The 24,269-nt window shown below is 73.0% G+C and carries 22 protein-coding genes and 1 pseudogene; 11 read left to right on the top strand and 12 right to left on the bottom strand.

Going from position 1 to position 24,269, the window contains the following annotated elements:
- Positions 1 to 28: 28 nt before the first annotated feature.
- The gene (locus ACVWNX_RS05880; protein ID WP_454412806.1) at positions 29 to 850 is read right to left on the bottom strand and encodes a COG1361 family protein; all 822 of its coding nucleotides are present in this window, start codon (positions 848 to 850) and stop codon (positions 29 to 31) included.
- Positions 851 to 1,088: 238 nt separating this feature from the next.
- Here ACVWNX_RS05880 and ACVWNX_RS05875 point away from each other — a divergent pair, with 238 nt between their 5' ends.
- Positions 1,089 to 1,496, top strand: a complete 408-nt coding sequence (locus ACVWNX_RS05875; RefSeq protein ID WP_454412805.1) for an ATP-binding protein — start codon at positions 1,089 to 1,091, stop codon at positions 1,494 to 1,496.
- Positions 1,497 to 1,714: 218 nt separating this feature from the next.
- On the opposite strand, the gene ACVWNX_RS05870 is transcribed toward ACVWNX_RS05875, so the two are convergent.
- Positions 1,715 to 2,764, bottom strand: coding sequence for a DUF2637 domain-containing protein (locus ACVWNX_RS05870; RefSeq protein ID WP_454412804.1), 1,050 nt, complete (start codon positions 2,762 to 2,764; stop codon positions 1,715 to 1,717).
- A gap of 188 nt (positions 2,765 to 2,952) precedes the next feature.
- Positions 2,953 to 3,876: a (2Fe-2S)-binding protein gene (locus ACVWNX_RS05865; RefSeq protein WP_454412803.1), complete on the bottom strand. Its 924-nt coding sequence runs from the start codon at positions 3,874 to 3,876 to the stop codon at positions 2,953 to 2,955.
- 144 nt (positions 3,877 to 4,020) lie between these two features.
- Here ACVWNX_RS05865 and ACVWNX_RS05860 point away from each other — a divergent pair, with 144 nt between their 5' ends.
- The gene (locus ACVWNX_RS05860; RefSeq protein WP_454412802.1) at positions 4,021 to 4,977 is read left to right on the top strand and encodes a GntR family transcriptional regulator; all 957 of its coding nucleotides are present in this window, start codon (positions 4,021 to 4,023) and stop codon (positions 4,975 to 4,977) included.
- 106 nt (positions 4,978 to 5,083) lie between these two features.
- Here the strand turns inward: ACVWNX_RS05860 and ACVWNX_RS05855 are convergent, their stop codons facing one another.
- The 5 genes from ACVWNX_RS05855 to ACVWNX_RS05835 form a co-directional block, all read right to left on the bottom strand.
- Positions 5,084 to 5,890 (bottom strand): hypothetical protein, encoded by an 807-nt coding sequence (locus ACVWNX_RS05855; protein ID WP_454412801.1) that lies wholly within the window; start codon positions 5,888 to 5,890, stop codon positions 5,084 to 5,086.
- Positions 5,891 to 6,070: 180 nt separating this feature from the next.
- Positions 6,071 to 7,807, bottom strand: a complete 1,737-nt coding sequence (locus tag ACVWNX_RS05850) for a PucR family transcriptional regulator (RefSeq protein WP_454412800.1) — start codon at positions 7,805 to 7,807, stop codon at positions 6,071 to 6,073.
- Between the two features lie 149 nt (positions 7,808 to 7,956).
- Entirely contained in the window at positions 7,957 to 8,850 is an 894-nt protein-coding gene (locus ACVWNX_RS05845; RefSeq protein ID WP_454412799.1) for a hypothetical protein, read from the bottom strand.
- Between the two features lie 179 nt (positions 8,851 to 9,029).
- Positions 9,030 to 9,479 carry an SRPBCC family protein gene (locus ACVWNX_RS05840; protein WP_454412798.1) on the bottom strand — a complete coding sequence of 150 codons (450 nt, stop codon included), beginning with the start codon at positions 9,477 to 9,479 and terminating at the stop codon, positions 9,030 to 9,032.
- A gap of 185 nt (positions 9,480 to 9,664) precedes the next feature.
- Positions 9,665 to 10,510: a polysaccharide deacetylase family protein gene (locus ACVWNX_RS05835; protein WP_454412797.1), complete on the bottom strand. Its 846-nt coding sequence runs from the start codon at positions 10,508 to 10,510 to the stop codon at positions 9,665 to 9,667.
- A 399-nt stretch (positions 10,511 to 10,909) separates the two neighbouring features.
- Here ACVWNX_RS05835 and kdpF (ACVWNX_RS05830) point away from each other — a divergent pair, with 399 nt between their 5' ends.
- The 9 genes and pseudogenes from kdpF (ACVWNX_RS05830) (at position 10,910) to ACVWNX_RS05790 (ending at position 21,168) form a co-directional block, all read left to right on the top strand.
- Positions 10,910 to 10,999, top strand: coding sequence for a K(+)-transporting ATPase subunit F (gene kdpF, locus ACVWNX_RS05830; RefSeq protein ID WP_385493321.1), 90 nt, complete (start codon positions 10,910 to 10,912; stop codon positions 10,997 to 10,999).
- Between the two features lie 153 nt (positions 11,000 to 11,152).
- Positions 11,153 to 12,271: pseudogene (locus ACVWNX_RS05825) on the top strand (sensor histidine kinase); the annotation flags it as partial.
- A gap of 311 nt (positions 12,272 to 12,582) precedes the next feature.
- On the top strand, positions 12,583 to 12,672 hold the full coding sequence (gene kdpF / locus ACVWNX_RS05820) for a K(+)-transporting ATPase subunit F (RefSeq protein WP_454412796.1): 90 nt from the start codon (positions 12,583 to 12,585) through the stop codon (positions 12,670 to 12,672).
- Between the two features lie 8 nt (positions 12,673 to 12,680).
- A complete protein-coding gene (kdpA, locus tag ACVWNX_RS05815; protein ID WP_454412795.1) occupies positions 12,681 to 14,342 on the top strand; it encodes a potassium-transporting ATPase subunit KdpA in 1,662 nt (553 codons plus the stop codon).
- The gene (gene kdpB, locus ACVWNX_RS05810; RefSeq protein WP_454412794.1) at positions 14,342 to 16,504 is read left to right on the top strand and encodes a potassium-transporting ATPase subunit KdpB; all 2,163 of its coding nucleotides are present in this window, start codon (positions 14,342 to 14,344) and stop codon (positions 16,502 to 16,504) included. Before kdpA ends, kdpB begins: the two co-directional genes overlap by 1 nt.
- Before the next feature lie 4 nt (positions 16,505 to 16,508).
- Complete coding sequence (locus ACVWNX_RS05805) at positions 16,509 to 17,174, top strand: potassium-transporting ATPase subunit C (protein WP_454412793.1); 666 nt, start codon at positions 16,509 to 16,511, stop codon at positions 17,172 to 17,174.
- A gap of 75 nt (positions 17,175 to 17,249) precedes the next feature.
- On the top strand, positions 17,250 to 17,930 hold the full coding sequence (locus tag ACVWNX_RS05800) for a response regulator (protein WP_454412792.1): 681 nt from the start codon (positions 17,250 to 17,252) through the stop codon (positions 17,928 to 17,930).
- 13 nt (positions 17,931 to 17,943) lie between these two features.
- Positions 17,944 to 20,466 (top strand): DUF4118 domain-containing protein, encoded by a 2,523-nt coding sequence (locus ACVWNX_RS05795; RefSeq protein WP_454412791.1) that lies wholly within the window; start codon positions 17,944 to 17,946, stop codon positions 20,464 to 20,466.
- Between the two features lie 399 nt (positions 20,467 to 20,865).
- Positions 20,866 to 21,168: a hypothetical protein gene (locus ACVWNX_RS05790; RefSeq protein WP_454412790.1), complete on the top strand. Its 303-nt coding sequence runs from the start codon at positions 20,866 to 20,868 to the stop codon at positions 21,166 to 21,168.
- A gap of 488 nt (positions 21,169 to 21,656) precedes the next feature.
- Here ACVWNX_RS05790 and ACVWNX_RS05785 read toward each other — a convergent pair whose 3' ends face one another.
- The 4 genes from ACVWNX_RS05785 to ACVWNX_RS05770 form a co-directional block, all read right to left on the bottom strand.
- Complete coding sequence (locus ACVWNX_RS05785) at positions 21,657 to 22,100, bottom strand: nuclear transport factor 2 family protein (RefSeq protein ID WP_454412789.1); 444 nt, start codon at positions 22,098 to 22,100, stop codon at positions 21,657 to 21,659.
- Between the two features lie 180 nt (positions 22,101 to 22,280).
- Complete coding sequence (locus tag ACVWNX_RS05780) at positions 22,281 to 23,264, bottom strand: IS481 family transposase (protein WP_454412788.1); 984 nt, start codon at positions 23,262 to 23,264, stop codon at positions 22,281 to 22,283.
- Between the two features lie 103 nt (positions 23,265 to 23,367).
- Positions 23,368 to 23,811 carry an RNHCP domain-containing protein gene (locus ACVWNX_RS05775; RefSeq protein ID WP_454412787.1) on the bottom strand — a complete coding sequence of 148 codons (444 nt, stop codon included), beginning with the start codon at positions 23,809 to 23,811 and terminating at the stop codon, positions 23,368 to 23,370.
- Positions 23,812 to 23,834: 23 nt separating this feature from the next.
- Positions 23,835 to 24,179 carry an RNHCP domain-containing protein gene (locus ACVWNX_RS05770; protein WP_454414645.1) on the bottom strand — a complete coding sequence of 115 codons (345 nt, stop codon included), beginning with the start codon at positions 24,177 to 24,179 and terminating at the stop codon, positions 23,835 to 23,837.
- Between the last annotated feature and the right edge of the window lie 90 nt (positions 24,180 to 24,269).

Here is a 24,269-nt window from a genome sequence, read left to right as displayed (position 1 = left end):
CGGAACGGGGCGGAGGGGAGGGGAAAGGTCAGCGGCGCAGGTCGAGTTCCAGGTCGCCCGCGTAGTACATGCCGCCGATCCCTCCGGAGCCGGGCGGCATGATCTTCGTGGTGATGGCGACCACGCGCGTCTTGCCCGGGTCGAGGCGCGGCACCGTGTACTGCAGCCCCCGCGTCGAGGCCAGCCCGGTGGCGTCCTCCAACCCCGTGACCTCGGTGATGTCGCCCGACCCCGGGTACACGTGGCCCATCAGATCGAAGGGCTCGGTCCGGTGGCGGCCGGTGTTGGTGAAGGTCAGCCGCTGGGTGACGAGGTCTCCGGCCTGGTTCCCGCCGGTGATCTCACCGGTGAGGCCGAGCCGGCTGTCCGGCCCCTGTAGGGGGTCGCCCTTCTCGTTGACGGTGTCGACCGAGGCGTGGTTGTTCCCGTTGTCCGAGTCCTGGTAGAGCGGGCGGTCCCGGAAGCCCCGGTTCGCCGTGAAGGACGCGGGCAGCGTCATCTCGTCGTTCTGGTTGCCGATCCTGGCCGCGATCCTCACCTCCCGGACCTCGCCCGGGTTGAAGGTGTTCAGCAGGACGCGCTGACTCGTCACGGGCCGCGAGGCGTAGGTGATCGCGCTGGTGCCCTTGGGCAACCACAGATTGACGACCGTGGCCGCCGCGGCGGGGCCCTTGTTGGTGACGGTGAGGACGTACTCGACGGTCTCGCCCGGGGTGGCGCGTTCCGGTCCGGTGGCCGTCAGGGCGAAGTCGGTGGTCGGCGCCCCGTTGGCGTGGGCGCCGGAGGCGGGCACCACCAGCAGGGCGGCACCGAGGGCGGTCGTGACGGCGGTGGGGACGAGACGCTTCACTGGGCTTCTCCCATGGGGCAGGTGCGCGGACGGCGGCGTGCGCTCCGGTCCTGCTCCGCGCGCTCCGTCCTGATGCCCGAAGTCTGTTCCACGCCCCCGGGACCTGGCGATTACCCAGCAGGTAATGCCCCTCCCGGGGCCGCCCCAGGTGTGCTGGGGACCGTGGCGGGCATGCATCCGGGTGTACACGTTCGGGCGATCGCGGAAGCGAGGCGGACACACCATGGGGGCGGGGGCCATGACGGGACGGGCGAGGGTGCGACGGCTGAAGCGGAGGTTCTCCCGGACGGACGGCCTGCGGGCGGTCCCGGAGTCGCGCCGCGCGGTACGGGAACTCCTCGGTCACTGGGGGCGCCCCGGTCAGGCGGAGACCGCCGAACTGCTCACCAGCGAACTGGTCACCAACGCGCTCGTCCACACGGACCGTCCGGCCGTGCTGCGGGTGGCCGCCGGACCCCGGCGGTTACGGGTCGAGGTGCGGGACTTCGTCCGCCACCGTCCGCGTCCCCGGGGGCCGGTGCCGCACGAGGCGACGGGCGGCCGGGGCCTCGCGCTGGTGGAATCGCTGTCCGACCGGTGGGGCGTCCGGGGCCTCGGCCTCGGCAAGACGGTCTGGTTCGAACTGGAGACCGGCGCCCACCCCTGAGCCGTCCCCGGCCCACCGCCGCCCACCGCCCGCCGTCCGGAAACGATGCCGGAGGGTCCCAGGGCGCTCCGGAGTTGACGCCAGGAGGACCCGGGAGTTCCCGAAGGGCTCCGGAACGCCGCCGGAAACGACGCCGGGGCGGTGGCCGCGGCTCGCGCCGTGTGCCACCGCCCCGGAAGGCGCCCGTTCCCGGACCGGCCGGGACCCGTGGAAGGGTCTCAGCCGAACTGCTGCTCTAGGTCCTTCAGCTTGCGCTCCAGCGAGTCGAGCCTCGGCAGGGCCTGGGTGTCGTCCTCGGCGGTCAGATCGACCGTGATGGGGTCACCGCTCCGGCGGACGGGGGTGAGGGAACGGGGGGACGCGGGTGAGGGCGGCTGTTCCTCCGGTATAGCGGGGTCCGCGCCAGAAGGGGCCGCTCCCCCCGCCATCGCGGGCTGCATCTCCACCTGACGGCCGCCCCGGGTCAGCATGCCCCGGTGGTGGCTGCGGCTTATCGCCTTGAGCTGAGCCTTCTTCAGCTTCTCCTGCTCACGGCGGATCTGACGGTTGTGCAGCTTCTGGCGGCGGTCCTCGCGCACCTCGTCCACGGCCTCGTCCAGGGTCCGCACGCCCTCCAGGAGCATCAGCGACCAGGCGGCGAAGGTCTCCCGGGGCGCGCGCAGCCAGCGGACCACCCGGATCTGCGGCAGCGGACGGGGCACCAGGCCCTGTTCGCGCAGCGCCGCCCGGCGGGTCTGCTTCAGCGCGCGGTCGAAGAGCACCGCCGCCGAGAGCGACATCCCGGCGAAGAAGTGCGGGGCGCCCGCGTGGTCGAGGCCGCGCGGCGCGTGCACCCAGTTGAACCAGGCCGCCGCACCGGCGAACGTCCACACGAGCAGCCGGGAACCGAGGGCGGCGTCACCGTGGCTGGCCTCGCGCACGGCGAGCACCGAGCAGAACATGGCCGCGCCGTCCAGCCCGAACGGGACCAGGTACTCCCAGCCTCCGGACAGGTTGAGGTTCTGGCGGCCGAAGCCGACCAGTCCGTGGAAGGACAGCGCCGCCGCGACCGCCGCGCAGCAGAACAGCAGCACGTAGGAGGCGGTCGCGTACATCGCCTCCTTGCGCCTGCGGCGCTCCTCGCTGCGTTCCCAGGAGTCGTCCGCGGCCTTCGAGGGCTGCTCCTTGGCCCGCTTGGAGCGCGCCATCACCGCAACCGCCGCCAGTATCCCCAGGAGCAGTACGGCGCCCGGAAGCAACCAGTCAAGCGATATGTCGGTCAATCTCATCACGCGTCCCTTGCGTCGCAGTAGGGCTGTTCGGGCGCCATCGTTCCTCAAACCCGAGGTCGCTCAGGAGGTTTCCGCGCAAGAGAACGCCAAGGGGGGTGTGGGGAGCCGCCGCGTGTCGCCGTCCGCTCGAACTTCCGCGCGAGTGGTGCGAGTTGAGTTCGCATCACATTACCGGTACGGGTGGTTCAGGAGGAAGCTGCCTCACTGAGCCTTGACACCCTATCCCCATCGCACGTCCGGGGGCACGTGACGCAGGTTTCCTCAGGCCGCAGCGTATAGAAGAGACAGCAGCTCGCGCGGTCGCGGGTTGGCAAAGAACGGCCCTGAGGGCTCGTCAGCGTCCGGAACCCGGCACCCCCCACGTACGGTCCCGTCGAACCGGGCAGCAGGGCCTCCAGTTCGCGGATGCCGCGCTCCTCCTCGCCGAGGAGGTGGGAGACGTACCAGAGCCCCTCGACCACCTCGTCGGTGGCCATGCCCCACAGCGCCCGCCCCCGGCGCCGCATCCGGGGGCCGAACCCGGCCAGCAGCGGCTCCAGGTGCTCGGCCACCGCCGCGCGCACCTCCGCGCGCAGCGCCTCGGCGTCGGGCACCACCCGGGCGTCCGGGTGCCCGGCCAGCGGGTCGTCGGGGAGGCAGGCGAACGTGCCGACCCGCACCGACATCCGGCCCAGCGCCCGCTGGAACGACACCCGGGAGGCCGGGAACCGGGGCACCCGGCGGTGCAGGAACCAGGGCACGGTGACGAGCAGACAGGCGGGCCAGGAGTAGCGGTGCAGTCCGAAGGTGGCGATGACGTCGGGACGCGCGCGCTGGCCGTAGTCCCGCAGCACCTGCGCCTCGTCCCAGGCGAGGAAGGCGTCCAGTTCCGGTCCGCCCCCGGCCAGCCGGGCCGCCGACACCCAGCCGCCGCCCTCCGGCTGCCGTTCGCCGGGGGTCAGCTCCTCGACCCTGAGACCCGGGAACACCTCGGTCAGCCGGGCGTAGGAGGCGGCGACGGGGGAGGGCGCGGCGACCGCGTGGACGCCGGACGGAACGTTCCCGAAGGGCCCGCGCCAGGACGCGTCATCCGCGGGGGATACCCCTGCGGGTGGGGCGGAAGCGCTCATCTGGGACCACCGAATCACGGATGCCGGCAAGTAAGGCTAACCTTACCCGATAAGATCGTGGTGTGGAGTCCGGGGCCCGCGCGCCCGTCGTTCTCCGGGGTGGCCGAGGGGCCGCCGTAGCGCTGAGTGCCGGAGGAGGCCACGATGACCCGTCCCGGACCGCTGCCCGCGCGCGACCCGGTCGGTCACGCCCCCGGCGACGACGACTCCCCCCGCCTTCCCGGACCCGCCCCGCGCCCGTTAGCGGATTCCGTGGACCTCCCGGCCCCCGCCGGCCGAGTGGCCCGTGCCGACCGCGCGGCCCGTGCCGTCGAGGGCCCGGGTCCCACCGGCCCGGCGGGTCCGGGTGCCCGGACGGTCCCGCCGGGTCCCGCCGAAGCGCCGGTCCGGGTGCCCGGACAGTCCCGCGCCACCGGACCCGCCCCGGCCGTCCGGGGCGAGCACACCCACGGTGAGCCGCCGCTGCCCCGCAGACCCCGTCCGCTGGTGCGGGCGAGCGTGCGCGGACAGGTGCTCGCCGCGCTGCGGGTCGCCCTGGTGGAGGGCGAGCTGGTGCCCGGCGAGGTGTACTCGGCGCCGGTGCTCGGGGAACGCCTCGGGGTCTCGGCCACCCCCGTGCGGGAGGCCATGCAGCAGCTCGCCGTCGAGGGCACCGTGGAAGTGGTGCCCAACCGGGGCTTCCGGGTCGTGGAACGCAGCGCCCGCCAGCTCGCGGAGCTGGCGGAGGTCCGGGCGCTGATCGAGGTCCCCGTGATGCTCCGGCTCGCCACCACCGTGCCCGCCGCCCGCTGGGCCGAACTGCGCCCGCTGGCGGCGGCGACGGAGGTGGCGGCGGCGAGCGGTGACCGCGCCGCCTACGCCGAGTCCGACCGGGCGTTCCACCGCGCGGTCCTCGCCCTCTCCGGCAACCAGCAGCTGGTGCGGGTCGCCGACGATCTGCACCGCCGCGCCCAGTGGCCGCTGATCAGCGGGCCGCTGTCGATGCGCCGGGCCGACCTGGTCGCCGACGCGGCCGACCACACGGCACTCCTCGACGCCCTCGACGCCCGTGACCTCGTCACGGTGGGGTCCCTGGTGCGCGCCCACTTCGCCGGAGCCTGACCCCGGGGCTCACCCCGGGGGTATCCGTCCCTGTGCCTCTGTGCCTCTGTGCCTCTGTGCCCCTGTGCCCCTGTGGCGCGGTGGCGCGTCGCAGGGGCACAGGCCGTCAGACCGTCTTCACCGCCGTGGCCGTCGCGGCCGCCTGGGCCGTGGCGAGCTGCTGGCCGAGCCAGGTGGGCACCCCGCCGAGCAGCCGCAGCAGCCGTCCGGCCTCCTGGCGCAGCCGGGTGGCCTCCGGTTCGCTCTCGGCCTCCGCGAGCGAGGCGAGGGCGGGAGCGGTGCCGACCAGGTAGCCCAGCTCCTCGCGGATGCGCAGCGACTCGGCGAAGCCGTGCCGGGCCTCGGCGAGTTCGCCGTCCTGGAGGGCCAGTCCGGCGAGCTGGCGCCAGGTGAACGAGAGCAGCAACGGGTCCCCGGCGGCGGCCGCCCCGGCGTGGGCGCGCCGGTAGGCGGCCCGCGCGGCCTCCGGGGAGTCCCCGAGGTTCTCCGCGAGCAGGCCCCGGCGGAAGTCGAGCACCGCCCGCGCGGGCGATCCGGGGGCGATCAGCGCGGCGGCCCGGCCCAGCGCCGAGCGGGCCTCGTCGGCGCGGTCCCGGACCCCGAGCAGCGTCGAGGCGTACGCGAGCTGGCCCCGTTCACAGGCGGCGGCCCCGCGTTCGGCGTCACCGCTGGCCAGCGCCTCGGCGGTGCGCAGCGCGTCCTCCGCCTCCGCCCACCCCTGTTCCGTGTAGAGGCAGCGCTCCACGAAGAGGGCCACCCGCTGGAGCGCGGCACCCGCGTCGGTCAGGGCCCGTCGCTCCAGCAGCGCCGCGGCGTCGCCCCAGCAGGCGCGCGAACGCAACCGCCATACCGCGGTCTGGAGCGGATCGTCACTTGAGGTCGTTCCTGAACCAGACACAGCGGTAAACGCCACATCGCCCTCCCCGAGCACACCCTCGTGTTCCTGAGCCGATGCGGAATCTCAGCACGGATCGGAGCGCCGGGCCAAGGGGGTGGGTGAAACTTTTCACAAAGTCTCGGGGTGCGAATCGAACACGACCGGGGTAGAAGCGACGCCCCGGGGGGCCCGGAACGAGCGGCGGGCCTTGGGGCGTCAGCTCATCCGCAGGGCGAGGAAGAAGTCGAGCTTGTCCTCCAGCCGGGACAGATCGCGACCCGTCAACTGCTCGATCCGGCCGACGCGGTAGCGCAGCGTGTTGACGTGGAGGTGCAGCCGGGCCGCGCACCGGGTCCAGGAGCCGTCCGAGTCGAGGAACGCCTCCAGCGTCTCGACCAGGTCCGCCCGGTGCCGCCGGTCGTAGGCGCGCAGCGGGTCGAGCAGCCGCGCGGTGAACGCCCGCCGCACGTCGTCCGGGACGAACGGCAGCAGCAGTACGTGGGACGCCAGCTCCTGGTGGCCCGCCGCGCTGACCGGTCCCGGGCGGGCCGCCGCGACCCGGCGGGCGTGCCGGGCCTCCTCCAGCGCCCCGCGCAGTCCGTCGGCGGAGGGCACGGCCGCGCTCACCCCGAGCGTCAGCCGCCCCTCGTCCCCGAGCCCCGCCGCCAGCGGCTCGCGCACCGAGCGCAGCAGCGCGTCCGCGACCAGTTCGCCGCCCGGCGGCGCCTCCTCGTCCCCGCTCCCGTGGCCCTCGGTGCCCGGCTCCCCGGCGGGCGTGATCAACGGCACCAGGGCGACGGCCTCGTCCCCGGCGTACGCGACGGCGATCCGGTCGGCGGGCTCGGTACCGGTCGCCAGCGGGTCCACGAGGACCTCCTCCAGCAGCGCCCGGGCCACCCGGCCGCGCTCCTCCGCGTCCCGGTCGCCCGAGGCGCGCCCGTCGGTTCCTCCGGTCCACTCGATCCGGGCCACCACCACCTGCCAGCGCGGCGGGGCGGCGGTGCCCGGCAGCAGGACCGGCGCGGCCACCCGCAGCCGGGCGGCGATCTCGGTGGGGGCGGAGTCCTGGCGCACCAGCTCCAGCACCTCGTGCGCCAGCCGCCGCCGGACGGTGCGCGCCGCGTCCCGGCGGTCCCGTTCCACGGCGATCAGCTGGGTCACCCCGTGCAGCAGGTCGAGGCGCTCCTCGGGCCAGTCGGCGGTGTCGGCCGCGACGGCGAGCACCCACTCGGACAGCGCCCCCTCGCGGGCCTCCCGGGACCCGCCCGCCCCGCCGCGTCCGCCGCGCACCGGGAACAGCGCGTACGGGGCGTCGCCCACGGAGGTCCGGCAGGGGCCGCGACGGCCGGTGCGCACGGCCGTCAAGTGCGCGGTGGCGAGCGCCGTGCACGCCTCCTCGGAGAGCGTGCGTCCGGCGGTGTGCGGTCCGGCGATCCGGCGTCCGGTCGGGGACAGCACCCAGGCGCGTAGGTCCAGGTCGGTGCCGAGCAGGTCCAGCACCGCGTCCGGGCCGCCGCCCGCCGGTCCCGGCGTCATCAGCCGGCGGTGGCGGTCCACCACGGCGGCGAGGTCGCCCGCGCGCTCGCCGGACACCTGTCGGACGACGTGCTCGGTGATGGTCGCGAAGGCCACCCGCTCGTTGACCGCGAACAGCGGGACGCGGTGCCGGGCGCAGGCCCGGACCAGGTCGTCGGGGACGTCCCCCAGCTCCGCCTCGCCCGCCGCCAGCGCGGTCACCCCGGCGGTGGCCAGGATGCGGACGAAGGGCTCGGAGTCCTCCGGGCCCCGGCGCCAGGCGAGTCCGGTGAGCACCAGTTCGCCGCCGGACAGATAGCGGCTGGGGTCCCGCAGATCGGTGGTCATCACCCCGCGCACCGCGCGGTCCAGTTCGTCCTCGCCGCCGAGCAGTCGCAGACCCAGCGCGTCCGTCTCCAGCAGTGCGCGCAGCCGCATGTGTGGTCGCCGCCGATCCGTCTCTGTCCTGAGGTGACCGTCACCCTCGTGGTCCCGGTCGAACGTCCCGGGGTCGCCGGACACCGTTCTTCATATGAATCTACAAGAACAGGGGCCTGGCCAGCCAACCCGCCGGGACGGCGGGGCGCTCAGCCGAGGAGCATGGCGGTGTAGAGGAGGACGAGGAACCCGACCGGGGACAGCGAGACCACCCCGATCAGCAGGGTCCGCACGAGGAAGCCGGGGGTGGGCGGGCGGCTGGCCCGGGTGGGCCGTTCCGGGTCGTAGCTGAGGACGACCGTGTCCGGGGCGGGGACCGGCACCCTCGCGGAGACGACGGAGGGCACGCCCGTCATCCGCCGTCCGTCGAGCGTGGTGAACGTCAGCAGGGAGAACTCCCACACCACCGGGCCCCTGGTCAGCCGCGCCCGGCCGAAGGCCCGGCCGACCACGCCGATGCCGCGCCGCCGCAGCAGCAGGAGGGAACGCAACCGGCGCCCCGTCCGCCACAGTCCGACCGCGCCCGCCAGCGCCGCGGAGCCCGGGAGGAGGGCGAGGAACAAGGCGACCCCCGCGTACATCGCCCCGAGGGTCAGCACGCCGGTCACCACCAGTGCCGTGTAGTACGCGACGACGAGGGAGCCGATGACGAGGCGCCGACGCGTCCGGGGCGAGGGGCCGCCGCGCGGGTCGGCCTCCCGCCGCTCCACCAGCGCGTGACCGTCGGGAACGGTCGGATGGGCGATGACGGCGGCCCTGAGCTGACCGAGGAACGCCTCGGTCGCCCGGTGGTTGGGGCCGCGCAGTTCGAACACCGTTCCCAGGCCGTGCCGGGCCGCCTCGCCGGGCAGCCCGGCGATCTCGACCCGGACCGTGCCGTCGGTGGTCCGTTCCGCCGTGCGCAGGGCCCGGACGGGCAGGTGCCAGCTGGTCCGGCCGCGCACCACGAGCAGCCGCCGCCCGTCGAAGCGGGCCGTGGTACCGCCGTCGACGAGGACGGTCTCCGGGGCGCCCCCGGGTACGGGGGACGAGGGGGAGGACATGCGGGGAGGGTACGCACCTGGTCGGGGCGGTCCCCGGCCGGTCTCCGTCAACTCCGCTTTTCCTCGCGGTCCGTCGGTGCCCGTCCGCTCCTACGGGCCAGCGGGCCGACTGTCTCTGCTGGCTCCGGTGGGCCAGCGGTCGGGCTGCCTCTGCTGGCTCCGGTGGGCCAGCTGCCCGGCTACCCCTCCCCGTTCCGGTGGGCCAGCAGTCCGTCGACGGTCCGGCCGAAGGCCAGGCGTCCGGCGGCGGCGAGCAGGGGGTCGGCCAGCGCGGGGACTCCGCGCACCCGGAGGTCCTCCCGCCACTCCACCCGGGCGCCGGTGGCTTCGGGCCGGACCCGGATCTCGGCCCAGCCGCGCACCAGCCGTCCCCGTTTCTCCAGTCGGCAGCGGCCCGCGCCGCCTCCGTGCGGCGGAACCCACTCGACGACCTCCATGGGGTCGTCGAAGCCGAACCGGCCGATCCCCGTCCGGGCCACCACCGTGGTCCCGGGGCCGACCGGCGGGGGAGGGGTCACCGTCAGCCGGGTGAGGGGGACGAAGGCGCCGTGGCGTTCCCAGTCGACCAGCCGCTCCCATGCCTCGGCGGGGTCGAGCGGGGTGCGGCGTTCCAGGACGACGAGGGCCATCCCCCGATGCTAGGCCGTCTCTCTCACGGATCTCGCCGGGTCGTCCGGGCGGTCCGGGTGGTCCGGGTGCCCCCCTGCGGTCCCGCCCCGCGACGGTCCGCGCCCGGCGCGGTCGGCTCGCGTGGCGTCGGGGCCGGGTGGACGGGTGTGGTGGCACGTGTCCGACGGACGGTGGCACGTGTCGTCTAGCGGTAGATCACCCCGGGCTCCGGGACGCCCGGCGCGAACAGCTGGGGGACGGTGACGAACGTGTACCCCTTGGCCTTCAGCTCGGTGATGATGCCCGGCACCGCGGGCACCGTGCCCCGGTAGATGTCGTGCAGCAGGATGATCCCGTCGCGGTCGGACTGCTCCAGCACCCGCTTCTTGATCAGTTCCGAGTCATTGGTCTTGTAGTCCTTCGCGGTGACCGTCCACAGCACCTCGGAGAGGCCGAGGTCGCGGGATATCTCGTTCACCTCGTCGTTGGTGCGGCCCTGCGGCGGGCGCATCAGGGTCGGCTTGCGGCCGGTCAGCCGCTCGATCGCGGTGTTGGTGCGCTCCAGTTCCTCGCGCACCTCGTCGGCCGACAGCTCGGTGAGGCGGCGGTGCGTCCAGGTGTGGCTGGCTATCTCGTGCCGCTCCCGGGCCATCCGCTTGACCAGCCCGGGATAGGTGTCGATGTGCTTGCGGCCCAGTAGGAAGAAGGTCGCGGGGACCTTCTCCTCCTTGAGGATGTCCAGCAGCTTCGGGGTGTACCGGCCGGGTCCCGCGTCGAAGGTCAGCGCGATGCACTTCGCCTCGCGGCAGTCGACGGAGCCGAACTCCCCCTTGCCGTCGTCCCCGGCGGCGGCGCGTACGTCGGCGGGCGCCTCCGTGTCCAGACGGAGCCAGTCGATCACCGCGTAGGCGCCGATCGCCGCCGCTGTGACCACCGCCACGGTGGCTATCAGGGTGCGCGGACGCAACCTCAGACGGCGTTTGCCCGTCTTGTTCGCCGTGGTGGTCCCCTGGGGTGCTTCTGGTGCGCTGAGCTGTGCGGTGTCTTGCATGGGCGTCACTATACGCACCGTGTATACACCCGATTCATAGGGGGGTGGGGTTAGCCGGAAACCCCGCTTTCCGGGACATCCTTCCGGGGTCTCCGCGTTCTGGAACCCGCTCCTTACCGGACCTCGGCTTTCCAGGGCCCCGCCCCCGGCCCCCCTTCCCGGGCCCGTTCCGCAGCCGTCGCCAGACCCGTTCCGCGGCCGTCGCCGCAGTCGGCCCGCACCCGTCACCGGAGGCCGGCCCCGGCGCCGCGTCAACGCGGTGTCAACGTCTCCGGCCCGGCCGCCAAGGAGCCGTCAAGAGCGCTCCGCGCGCCCGGCCGCCCGGGGTTCCTTGGGAGCACGCACCCCCGACAGCCGGACGCGCGGCAGGGCCGTCCGGCGCACCTGAGGAGCCGCTCCATGACCGTCGAGAACGTGGTGGGCCTGTTGGTCGCCCTGAGCCTGATCGGCTACCTCGTGATCGCGCTGATCTTCCCGGAACGGTTCTGAGCCCGGCGCCCCCCGTCGGCCCCGCCCATGACCCGCCCTTCCGCGTCCCCGGGCCGTGCCGGGCCGCCCGGCCGCACCGGGGCCCTCCTCGGGGCCGTGCGCCGTGCCGTCGCGGCCGTCGCGACGGTGTCCGGCGGGCGGTCCGCCACCGCCGCCGGGCGTCCCGTGGGCGGACCGCTCCGGCGAGCCGTCCGGTCCGCCGCCGGTCCCGCCGCCGGGCTGCTCCTTCCCGGACTGCTGGCCCTCCTCCTCGGCGCGGACGCCGTCCGTGCCGCCCTGGGCCCCGTCAGCGAGACGCTGCTGTTCCTGCTCACAGTGGTCGCCGTCGGCCGGGTGGGCGGGGTGGTCCCCGCCGTCCTCGCCTCGGTCACCGCCTCCCTGCTGCTCAACTACTGGTTCGTCCCGCCCGTCGGGCGGTTCACCCTGGACGCCAGGGCCCTGGTCGCGCTCGCCGTCTTCACGGTGACCGCCACGACCGTCGCGGCCGTCGCCGCCCGTCCGTCCCGGCGCTCCCGGCCCCCGGTCCGGGCCGCCCCCGAGGACGTCACCCTCCGGTCCGCCGACCCCGCCGACCGGACCCGCACCGCCCTGCTGCGCGCCGTCGGGCACGATCTGCGCACCCCGCTGACCGCGGGCTGGGCCGCCGTCGCCTCGCTGCGCAGCCGGGACGTCGAACTGAGCGCCGACGACCGGGAGGAACTGCTCGCCACCGCCGACGCGGCCCTCGCCCGGCTCAGCGCCCTGGTGGAGAACCTGCTCGACCTCGGGCAGCTCCAGGCTGGGGCGCTCACCCCCCGGCCGCGCGCCACCGCGCTGACGGAGGTCGTCGTCCCCGCCCTGGCGGCCCTGCCGCCCGGCGGCCCGGCGGTGGAGGTCCACGGTCTGGAGCGGATGCCCGAGGTGTTCGCGGACCCGCCGCTGCTGGCGCGCGCCCTCACCCAGCTCGTCGCCAACGCGGTGCGCCACTCTCCTCCGCCGCACCCGGTGCTGCTGACCGCGAGCGCCCCTGCGGACCGGGTGGAGCTGCGGGTCGCCGACCGGGGGCCCGGGCTGCCCGCCGCCGCCCGGGAGCGGGTCTTCGAGCCCTTCCAGCGCCTCGGGGACACGGACAACACCAGCGGCCTCGGGCTGGGTCTCGCCCTGTCCCGGGGGCTCACCGAGGCCATGGGCGGCACCCTCACCCCCGAGGACACCCCGGGTGGCGGACTGACCATGGTGCTCTCCCTGCCGGTCGCCGGGCCCGTCGGACCCGCCGCGCCCGTCCCGTCCTGAACTCCCGTCGCAGGTCGTGGCGTTCCTCCGGGGTTGGTGATCTTTCCGCAGGTCAGAGAGGGGTGATCGGAGGCGCGTAAGGGAGTCGTCAAGACGGCGGGTGGCGCCGTAAGAGGAGCGTCAACGACGGGCTGCGGCGGGCGTGGACCCGCTTTCCTCTAATCGTCCGATTGTCTGATTACCTCCGGTTGGCCGGGTGCCCACCGGACTTTCCCTCCCCAGGAGCTCACGATGGCCGACGTGGCCTTCGTCGTCACCACGATCGCGGTCTTCGCGCTGGTGGCACTCGTCGCCAAGGGGGTGACGAAGCTGTGACCGCCGAGCACCTCATCGGCCTCCTCGTGGCCGTCGCCCTGCTGGGCTACCTCGTCCTCGCCCTCATCTACCCGGAGAGGTTCTGAGCCCGGTCATGAGCCCCGAACTCGCTGGAGTGCTGCAACTCCTGGCGCTGATGGCCGCCCTCGCGCTGGCCTACCGCCCGCTGGGCGACCACATGGCCCGCGTCTACTCCTCCGACCGCCATCTGCGGGTCGAGAAGTGGATCTACCGGGGGATCGGCGCCCAGCCGGACGCCGGGATGCGCTGGCCCGCCTACCTGCGCGGCGTCCTCGCCTTCTCCGCCGTCGGCGTCCTCTTCCTCTACCTGCTGCAACGGCTCCAGGGCCACTTGCCCGGCTCCCTCGGCTTCGCCGCCATCGACCCGGACCAGGCGTTCAACACCGCCGCCTCGTTCGTCTCCAACACCAACTGGCAGTCGTACTACGGCGAGCAGGCCATGGGCCACGTGGTGCAGACCGGCGGCCTCGCGGTGCAGAACTTCGTCTCCGCCGCCGTCGGCATGGCCGTTGCGGTCGCCCTGGTCCGCGGCTTCGCCCGCTCCCGCACCGGTGAACTCGGCAACTTCTGGGCCGACCTGGTGCGCGGCGTCGTCCGGATCCTGGTGCCCATCGCGGCGGTCGGCGCGGTGGTGCTGGTGGCCTGCGGCGCCATCCAGAACTTCTCCGGCATCCACGAGGTCGGCCAGTTCACCGGCGGCACCCAGCAGTGGAACGGCGGCGCCGTCGCCTCCCAGGAGGCCATCAAGGAACTCGGCACCAACGGCGGCGGCTACTTCAACGCCAACTCCGCCCACCCCTTCGAGAACCCGAACGCCTTCACCAACCTCTTCGAGGTCTTCCTCATCCTGCTGATCCCGTTCGCCCTCACCCGCACCTTCGGCGTCATGGTCGGCTCGGTGCGCCAGGGCTACGCGATCCTCGGCACCATGGTCACCATCTGGGTCACCTTCATCGCCCTGATGTGGTGGACCGAGTTCGCCCACCGCTCGCCCGCCTACGAGATCGCGGGCGGCGCCATGGAGGGCAAGGAGGCCCGGTTCGGCGTCGGCGCCTCCGCGATCTTCGCGGTGTCCACCACCCTCACCTCCACCGGGGCCGTGGACTCCTTCCACTCCTCGTTCACCGGCTTCGGTGGCGGCCTCACCCTGCTCGGCATGATGCTCGGCGAGATCGCGCCCGGCGGCGTCGGCTCCGGCCTCTACGGAATGCTGGTCATGGCCGTCATCGCGGTCTTCCTCGCCGGACTCATGGTCGGCCGCACCCCCGAGTACCTCGGCAAGAAGATCGGCACCCGCGAGATCAAACTGGCGGCCTGCTACATCCTGGTCACCCCGACCCTCGTGCTGGTCTTCACCAGCGCCTCCATGGCGCTGCCGACCCCGCCGGACTCCATGCTCAACCCCGGCGCCCACGGCTTCACCGAAGTGCTCTACGCCTTCACCTCCGGCGCCAACAACAACGGCTCCGCCTTCGCCGGACTCAGCGCCGACACCCAGTGGTACAACACCACCATCGGCCTCGCGATGCTGCTCGGCCGCTTCCTGCCGATGGTGTTCGTGCTGGCGCTCGCCGGATCGCTGGCGTCCCAGCGGCCCGTCCCCGTCACCGCGGGCACCCTGCGCACCGACAAGCCCCTGTTCACCGGGCTGCTCACCGGAACCATCCTCATCATCACCGGGCTGACCTACTTCCCCGCCCTGGCCCTCGGCCCGCTCGCGGAAGGGCTGGCGTGATGACCCCGCGCACCGACGACACCACCGACGACACCACAGGTGACCCCATGACCGCTCCCGCGCCCCCCAGCACCACGCCGACCAGGGCGCCCCACCAGGACGCCCCGACCGGGCACCAGGACACCGGGCGGGTCGGCGCCGGGATCTTCGACCCCGCGCAACTGCTGCGCTCGCTGCCCGACGCCGTCCGCAAGCTCGACCCGCGCGTGATGGTCAAGTCCCCCGTCATGTTCGTGGTCCTGGTCGGCTCGGTGCTCACCACCGCGTTCTCCTTCACCGACCCCGGCGACTGGTTCGGCTGGACGATCTCCGCCTGGCTCTGGCTCACCGTCCTCTTCGCCAACCTCGCCGAGGCCGTCGCGGAGGGCCGGGGCAAGGCCCAGGCCGACACGCTCCGCAAGGCCAAGACCGACACCGTCGCCCGGCGGCTGACCGCCGACGGCGGCGAGGAGCGGGTGCCCGGCACCGAACTGCGCGTCGGGGACCGGGTGGTGTGCGAGGCGGGGGACGTCATCCCCGGCGACGGCGACGTCGTCGAGGGCGTGGCCTCCGTCGACGAGTCCGCCATCACCGGCGAGTCCGCGCCCGTCATCCGCGAGTCCGGCGGTGACCGCTCGGCCGTCACCGGCGGCACCCGGGTGCTGTCCGACCGGATCGTCGTCGCCATCACCACCAAGCCCGGCGAGACCTTCATCGACCGCATGATCGGCCTGGTCGAGGGCGCCGCCCGGCAGAAGACCCCCAACGAGGTCGCGCTCAACATCCTGCTCGCCTCGCTCACCATCGTCTTCCTGCTCGCGGTGGTCACCCTGCCGCCGTTCGCCGAGCACGCCGGGACCGAACTGTCCCTGGTGGTCCTGGTGGCGCTGCTGGTCTGCCTCATCCCGACCACCATCGGGGCGCTGCTCTCCGCCATCGGCATCGCGGGCATGGACCGGCTGGTGCAGCGCAACGTCCTCGCGATGTCCGGCCGCGCCGTCGAGGCCGCCGGTGACGTCTCCACCCTGCTGCTCGACAAGACCGGCACCATCACCTACGGCAACCGCCGGGCCGCCGCGTTCGTCCCCGTCGACGGGGCCACCGAGGAGGAACTCGCCGCCGCCGCCCAGCTGTCCTCGCTGGCCGACGAGACCCCCGAGGGCCGCTCGGTCGTCATCCTCGCCCAGGAGCGGTACGGACTGCGTCCCCGTGCCCGGGGCGACGTGAGCGGCGCCGACTGGATCCCGTTCACCGCCCAGACCCGGATGTCCGGCGTCGACACCGACGGCCGTCTGGTCCGCAAGGGCGCCACCTCCGCCGTCCTCGCCTGGGTCCGCGAGCGGGGCGGCACCCCCGCCCCGGACGCCACGGCCGCCACCGAGCGGATCTCCCAGGAGGGCGGCACCCCGCTGCTGGTCGCGGTCGAGGACCACGACGGCGCCCGCGTCCTCGGCGTCATCCACCTCAAGGACGTCGTCAAGGACGGCATGCGGGAACGGTTCGAGGAACTGCGCCGCATGGGCATCCGCACCGTGATGATCACCGGGGACAACCCGCTGACCGCGAAGGCCATCGCCGACGAGGCGGGCGTCGACGACTTCCTCGCCGAGGCCACCCCCGAGGACAAGATGGCCCTCATCAAGCGGGAGCAGGCGGGCGGCAAGCTCGTCGCGATGACCGGCGACGGGACGAACGACGCCCCGGCGCTGGCCCAGGCCGACGTGGGCGTCGCCATGAACACCGGCACCTCCGCCGCCAAGGAGGCCGGGAACATGGTCGACCTGGACTCCGACCCCACCAAGCTCATCGAGATCGTGGAGATCGGCAAACAGCTCCTCATCACCCGGGGCGCCCTCACCACCTTCTCCATCGCCAACGACGTCGCCAAGTACTTCGCGATCATCCCGGCGCTGTTCGCGGTGGTCCACCCGGGCCTCGACACCCTCAACGTGATGCGGCTGTCCTCGCCCGACTCGGCGATCCTCTCCGCGGTGATCTTCAACGCGCTGGTGATCGTGGCGCTGGTGCCGCTCGCCCTGCGCGGGGTGCGCTACCGGCCGGTGAGCGCCGACCGGCTGCTCCGCCGCAACCTCACGGTCTACGGGCTGGGCGGACTGATCGCGCCCTTCCTCGGCATCAAGGCCATCGACCTGCTCATCTCCCTCATCCCCGGGATCGGCTGACGCCATGAACAACTCCGTCACCAACACCGCGCGGCTGCTGGCCGCCGGACTGCGCGCCCTGCTGGTCCTCACCCTGGTGACCGGCGTGCTCTATCCGCTCGCCGTCACCGGGGTGGCCCAGGGGCTCTTCCGGGACAAGGCCAACGGCTCCGAGATCACCTCCGACGGCAAGGTCGTCGGCTCGTCCCTCATCGGCCAGTCCTACGACCTGCCGCTGAAGAAGGGCGAGGAGACCCCGGCCGCCGACCTCAAGTGGTTCCAGGGCCGCCCCAGCAACGGCCTCGGCACCAACTCCGTCAACACCCAGTACGACCTGCTGCTCTCCGGCGCGACCAACCTCGCCGGGGACAACCCGGAACTGATCAAGCAGGTCAAGGAGGCCAAGGCCGCCGTCATCAAGGACAACTCGGTGCCCGGCCACCGGATCGACCCGGACGACGTGCCCGCCGACGCGGTCACCTCCTCCGGATCCGGCCTCGACCCGGCGATCTCCCACGAGTACGCGGACATCCAGGTCCGCCGGATCGCCGCCCGCAACGGGCTCTCCGCCGACCGGGTCCAGGACCTGGTGGACGACCACAAGGAGGGACGGATCCTCGGCTTCCTGGGGGAGCCCACCGTCAACGTCCTGCGACTCAACATCGCGCTGCGGGAACTCACCCGGCGCTGAACGCGCGCTCCCCGGGGCCGGACCGTCCGGTCCGTCCCCGGGGAGCGTCGCCCTATCCGAGGAGGCGGCACACCGATGACCCGGGTCCTGGTGGTGGAGGACGATCCGCAACTCGTGCGGGCGCTGGTCATCACCCTCAGAGCCCGTGGCTACGAGACGGACACCGCGACCGGCGGCGCCGACGCCCTCGACCGGGCCGCCGACCATCCGCCGGACGCCGTCCTCCTCGACCTCGGGCTGCCCGACATGAGCGGGGTGGCGGTGCTGCGGGCGCTGCGCTCGCGCGGCCCGGTCCCGGTGGTCGTGGTGTCGGCGCGCCGCTCCCCGGGGGAGAAGGTCGCCGCCCTGGACGCGGGCGCCGACGACTACGTCACCAAACCGTTCAGCATGGACGAGCTGCTGGCCCGGCTGCGGGCCGCCGTCCGGCGCGGCGGCACCGTCGTCGGAGGGGGTCCGCCCCCGGTCGTCACCGAGGACTTCACCGTGGACCTCGTCGCCCGCCGGGTCGTCCGGGACGGCGCGGACGTCCGGCTCACCCCCACCGAGTGGCACGTCCTGGAGGTCCTGGTCACCAACGCGGGGCGGCTGGTGGGCCAGTCGGAGCTGCTGCGGGAGGTCTGGGGGCCGTCCCACGGCGGCCGCACCCACTATCTGCGGGTGTACCTCGCCCAGTTGCGCCGCAAGCTGGAGCCCGACCCCTCCCGCCCCCGCTATCTGATCACCGAACCCGGCATGGGCTACCGCTTCGAGAATTGAGGACCAGCGGAACATGGGACGAGGCAGGCTGCGGATTTATCTCGGTGCGGCGCCGGGTGTGGGGAAGACGTATGCGATGTTGTCGGAGGGGCATCGTCGGGTGGAGCGGGGGACGGATTGTGTGGTGGGTTTTGTTGAGCATCATGGGCGTCCTCGGACGGAGGTGATGTTGCGGGGTTTGGAGGTGGTGTCCCGGTTGGAGGTGGGGTATCGGGGTGGGGTGTTTGGTGAGATGGATGTGGAGGGGGTGTTGGCTCGGCGTCCTTCGGTGGTGTTGGTGGATGAGTTGGCGCATTCGAATGTGCCGGGGTCGCGGAATGGGAAGCGTTGGGAGGATGTGGAGGAGTTTCTGGCGGCGGGGATTGATGTGGTGTCGACGGTGAATATCCAGCATTTGGAGTCGCTGGGTGATGTGGTGGAGTCGATTACGGGGGTGCGGCAGCGGGAGACGGTGCCGGATGAGGTGGTGCGGCGGGCGGATCAGATTGAGTTGGTGGATATGTCGCCGGAGGCGTTGAGGCGGCGGATGGCGCATGGGAATGTGTATGGGGCGGATCGGGTGGATGCGGCGTTGTCGAATTATTTCCGTCCTGGGAATTTGATGGCGTTGCGGGAGTTGGCGTTGTTGTGGGTGGCGGATCGGGTGGATGGGTATTTGCGGCGGTATCGGGGTGAGCATGGGATTGTGGGGACGTGGCAGGCGCGTGAGCGGATTGTGGTGGGGGTGACGGGTGGTCCGGAGGGTCGGACGTTGATCCGTCGTGCGGCGCGGTTGGCGGAGAAGGGGGCGGGGGGTGAGGTGTTGGCTGTCTATATTTCGCGGAGTGATGGTTTGACGGCTGCGTCGCCGAAGGAGTTGGCGGTGCAGCGGCGGTTGGTGGAGGACTTGGGGGGCACGTTCCACCACGTCGTCGGGGACGACGTCTCCACTTCCGTCCTCGATTTCGCCCGGGGGGTGAACGCCACCCAGATAGTGCTGGGCGTCTCCCGCCGCCGGGCGTGGGAGTACGTCTTCGGCCCCGGGGTCAGCGCGACGGTGGCCCGGGAGTCGGGACCCGACATCGACGTCCATCTGGTCACCCACGACGAGATGGGCAAGGGCCGGGGACTGCCCGGCCCCCGGGGCGGACGCCTCGGCCGCGCCCGGGTGCTGCGGGGCTGGCTCGTCGGCACCCTCGGCCCGGCCCTGCTGACCCTGCTGCTGGCCGCCGCGGCCCCCGAGGTCGGCCTCGCCAACGACATGCTGCTCTACCTCTCGCTGACCGTGGGCGCCGCGCTGCTCGGCGGACTGTGGCCCGCGCTGGCCTCCGCCGTCCTCGGCTCCCTGCTGCTCAACTGGTTCTTCACCCCGCCCCTCCGCACCCTCACCATCGCCGATCCGAAGAACGCCGTGGCGATAGTGATCTTCGTGGGGGTGGCGGTGTCGGTGGCGTCGGTGGTGGATCTGGCGGCGCGGCGGACGCATCAGGCGGCGCGGTTGCGGGCGGAGTCGGAGATCCTGTCGTTCCTGGCGGGCAGTGTGCTGCGGGGGGAGACCTCGTTGGACGCGTTGCTGGACCGGGTCCGCGAGACCTTCGGGATGGAGTCCGTCGCGCTGCTGGAGCGGGCGGGAGACACCGCCCCCTGGACCCGCGCGGGCAGCGTCGGGCCGGCCCCGGTGAGCTGCCCCGAACAGGCCGATGTGGACATGCCGGTGGGGGACCACATGGCGCTGGCGCTGTCGGGGCGGGTGCTGCCCGCCGAGGACCGCCGGGTGCTCGCCGCCTTCGCCGCCCAGGCCGCCGTGGTCCTCGACCGCCAGCGACTGCGGGAGGAGGCCGACCAGGCGCACACCCTGGTGGAGGGCAACCGCATCCGCACCGCCCTGCTCGCCGCCGTCAGCCACGATCTGCGCACCCCGCTCGCCGGGATCAAGGCGTCGGTGTCCTCGCTGCGCTCCGACGACGTCGCCTGGACGGACGAGGACCAGGCCGAACTGCTCGCCGCCATCGAGGAGGGCGCCGACCGCCTCGACCAACTGGTCGGCAACCTGCTGGACATGTCCCGCCTCCAGACCGGCACCGTCCAGCCCCTGATCCGCGCGATCGACCTGGAGGAGGTGCTGCCGATGGCCCTCGGCGGACTGCCCGATCCCCGGACGGGCGTGGTGCTCGACATCCCCCCGAGACTGCCGATGGTCCTGGTCGACAAGGGGCTGCTGGAACGGGCGGTCGCCAACGTGGTGGAGAACGCCGCCAAGTACAGCCCGCCCGGCACCCCGGTCCTGGTCGCCGCCAGTGCCATGGCCGACCGGGTGGAGATCCGGGTGGTGGACCGGGGCCCCGGGGTCCCCGAGGAGGCCCGCGACCGCATCTTCGAACCGTTCCAGCGCTACGGCGACGCCCCGCGCGGCGCCGGGGTCGGCCTCGGCCTCGCAGTCGCCCGGGGGTTCACCGAGGCCGTCGGGGGCACCCTCGCCGCCGAGGACACCCCCGGCGGCGGACTCACCATGGTGCTGTCGCTGCGCGTGGCGCCGGTACCGCCCGCCGCCGGGTGAGGGCGACGCCGGGCGGTCCGGGTGACCGCCCGGCTCGGACGGACGCGCCCCCGGCCTCCCGCGCGGGCACCGGAGCGTGCCGCACCGTCGGAGCGCGTCCGTACCGGGTGGCGCCCGCGCGCGTCCCGGAGGCGCCCGGGCTCACGGGCCGCCCTGCGGGGCCTTCCGGCTGGTCGGGGCGGGACCGGCCGCCCCGGCCGGGAGGCGGTCGCGGCGGTTCCACGTCTGGCAAGACGGCGGCACCCGGTTACCCCGCATCGGGGACTTCCCAGCTAAACACGTGTCACCGTGGGCAACACCCCCACCGTGGGCGCTCCGTGAGGGAGCGTCCGGTTCCGCCGGTCGCGGGCCGTCGGCGGCGCGGACCGGTGGACGTCCAGCGAAAGGCGGGATCGATCCGTGAGCCTGATCCAGACCGGCAAGCTGCAACTCAGTTCCACCAGCGCCTCGGAGCTGCGGGGCGGGGACACCTCCACCTTCGTCCAGGTCACCTTCCCCTCGCCGTTCCCCGACAACGCGGCGGTGATCGTCGTTCCCTTCGTCCAGACGTTCAACGGCCCCGACACCCCGGGGCTGCGCGTCGACGACGTCACCACCACCGGATTCAAGATCCGTCTCAATGAACTCGTGGGAGGCGGGAAGCCGCGCTCCGACGGTCCCCACACCTCCGAGACGGTCGGCTGGATCGCCAGCACCGTCTGATCCCGTTGCCGTTCCGGCCGCGCTCCCTCAAACAATCAAAAGCGGCCTAAAAAGCTGATCAGGGCAGAGCAAAAGCTGGCAGAGCCAGTGGAGTTCCCACTCCCGATGAGTCAGCATCATTCGGGTGTCGAAGCCGGTCCGCGTCCGGCGAGGTGACCGCGCCCTCTGTGCGGGGGTGCGGTCACCGGCCGCGGGGTCCGCCCCGCGGTGACGGTGGCGGGCGCGGACCGGCGGCGCGCCGGACGGTCCGGGAGGCCGTCCGGCGCGCGGCACCTCCACGGCCCCTGGGCGGGAGGGTCCGCCTGGGGCGTTCGCGGTGCGCTGGTGCCGAGCGCCATGCGGTGGAGCGCGGAATCAATCGCCTTGAGCGGCATCGGGCCGTGGCCACCCGCTACGAGGAACACGCCGTCCGCTACGGGCTGCCGCCCCCCACCGCGGCCATCAACGAGTGGCGGTGACCGCCACCACGGCGGTCCGCCCGTGGCCCTTCACCGATCCTCCGCCTCGAATGCCCGAGCGACGGCGAGACTGTCCTCATAGACGTGGTGCCGGGTGACGAGGCCGTCTTCAACGGTGAGGTGCAGGGCGAACCGCGCCCGATACGCACGTCTGGTGGTCCGGGAGGTCTGGCGGATCTCGCCGAGCACGACCGCGTCGTTTCCGTCGATGAGGACGCGCTCGACCTCGGTCGCCACACGCTCCGGCAGGTGGTGCTCGGCGAGCTCGCGGTAATGAGCGGCCGCGTCGGCCCGGGTCGACCGGTGACGGATCCACGGCGTGGCGGCACGACCGTGCTCGGCCTCCGGCCAGCTCAGCTTCCAATCGCCGTGCTCGGCATACAACTCGGCGATGCGCTCGGGGTCACCCTCACCGATCCTGCGGAGCAGTTCTTCGACCACGGCGCGGGTGTTCGTAGGTGCGGCTATGGACACGGCTGCCCCCTCTGTCCTGACCCGCGTCCTGGCGACACGGGGAGATCGTCAATCCTGCCAGCGCGGACAGGTCGAGGCCGTTGCCTCTGGAGTAAGGCCAAGTCCATCACCGAGATCGACTTTCGTGGAACGCCCCGCCGCCGTCCGCACCCGGCCGGCGAGGCGATCCGAAGGGACGGCCTAGCTGTATTGACCCGCAGGGTTATTGACGCGGCTGATGGGTGGCCTGCCTCCGAGGGCGGTGTGGCTGCGGTGGTGGTTGTAGGTGTGGAGGAAGTCTGCCAGGGCCGCTGTGCGCTCGTCGTTGGAGTGGTAGGGCCGCTGGTAGGCCCATTCGTCCAGGAGGGTGCGGTTGAAGCGTTCGACCTTGCCATTGGTCTGCGGCCGGTAGGGCCGGGTCTTCTTGTGTGTGATGCCGGCGGCGGCCAGGGTCCGGGTGAACAGCCGGGCCTTGTAGCAGGAGCCGTTGTCGGTGAGGACCCGCTGGACGGTGATGCCGTGGGCGGCGAAGAACACGTTCGCCCGCTGCCAGAAGCCTGCGGCCGTGTGCTGGCGCTCGTCGGGCAGGACCTCGCTGCAGGCCAGGCGGGAGTGGTCGTCGACCCCGGAGTGGACGAAGGAGTAGCCGATCACCGGTTTGCAGCTCCTGCGCTCATCGGTGGTGGCCTGGCGGTTTGCTTCGCCGACGGCCCTGCCCACGGTTCGCCAGCCGCCGCCGTCGGGGATGTTGCCCAGTTTCTTGATGTCGACGTGGACCAGGTCGCCCGGCCGGGCGTGTTCGTAGCGGCGGATCACCTGGCCGGTGGGCCGGTCCAGGAAGGCGAGGCGGTTCAGGCCGTGGCGGACCAGGATCCGGTGCACGGTCGAGGCGGGCAGGCCCAGGACCGGGCCGATCCGCGCAGGGCCGCGCTTGCGTTCGGTCCGCAGCCGGCAGACCTCGGCCTCGACCGCGGACGGGGTGCGGTGCGGCGTCGTGCGGGGTCTGCTCGGGCGGTCGGCGAGGCCACTGTCGCCCTCGGCCCGCCAGCGCCGCACCCACTTGTGGGCGGTCGGCCGGGAGATGCCCATCTCGGCCGCCACATGCGCGACCGGACGTCCCTCGAGAACACGCTCGACCAGGATCCGCCTGCCATGAACGGTCAGACGGGCATTACGGTGGGACACGAAGACCTCCGTGTGCGGTGCAGCTTAGACACCTTCACCACACCGGAGGTCTTCGTCATGATCAAGACCCAACCAGCGTCAACAACGCTCGTGGTCAATACACCTAGCTGAACAACGTCCGCGCGGGGGAGCCCGGGTCGCCCAGTGGGCGGGTGGCGAGGCGGATCAGGGGCAGGGGGTTGTCGTCCCCGGCGATCCGGTTGGCGCTCAGCTCGCCGCAGGTCAGGCAGTGGTGGATGAGCAGCCACTCCCCGTCCTCGCGCGCCGACACCCCGAGCGGGGTCATCCGTCCCCGGCAGCGCGCCGCCCGGTCGCCCGGGACCCGGGCGTCCACGTGCAGACTCGTCAGACAGTGCGGGCAGTGGTTGCGGTGGCCGGTGCCGGGCGCGCGCAGCGGCACGTCCAGTCGGCAGCCCGCGCAGCGGAACGACTCCCCGCGCTCCCCGCCCGGACCGTGCAGCACGTCCTTGCGGCGCTGGGGTCGCGCGGCGCGGTGCCGTCCCGTGGTGGGCGGCGGTCCGTCGGCGCGTCTGGTCCGTCGTGGCATGTTTCCTCCTTCCGGTCGGGCCGTCACAGTCCGGCGAGGGCTTCGAGCGGGAACGGGGGCCGGGCCAGCGGCTGGACGGCCGTCCGCATCAGGACGAGCCGGTTGTCGTCGGGACCGACCGGGTGGGAGGCCAACTCGTCGCAGCGGACGCAGCGGTGGATGATCCGCCACTCCCCGGCGCGCGGTACGGCGACGGCGAGGGGGGTCATCCGGCCCCCGCAGTCGGATCGTCCGCCGTGCGCGTGGTCGGTGAGGTGCCGCGCGTGCAGACAGCCCGGGCAGTGCTGACGGACGGCGCCCGTCGGGTCGAGCGTGCCGACGGTCAGTCCGCAGTGGACGCAGTCGAAGGTGCCGTCGGTGGGCGGCACGTCGGCGGACGGTGGGAGGGGGCGGCGGCCGGACGGGCCGTGGTCCCCCTCGTCCTCGTACGCGTACTCATTCCATTGGTGCTGGTGCTG

It is taken from the genome of Streptomyces sp. JNUCC 64, from assembly GCF_054484115.1.
The sequence above is the reverse complement of the archived record's forward strand: the minus strand, read 5'-3'. Positions and strand labels throughout refer to the sequence as shown.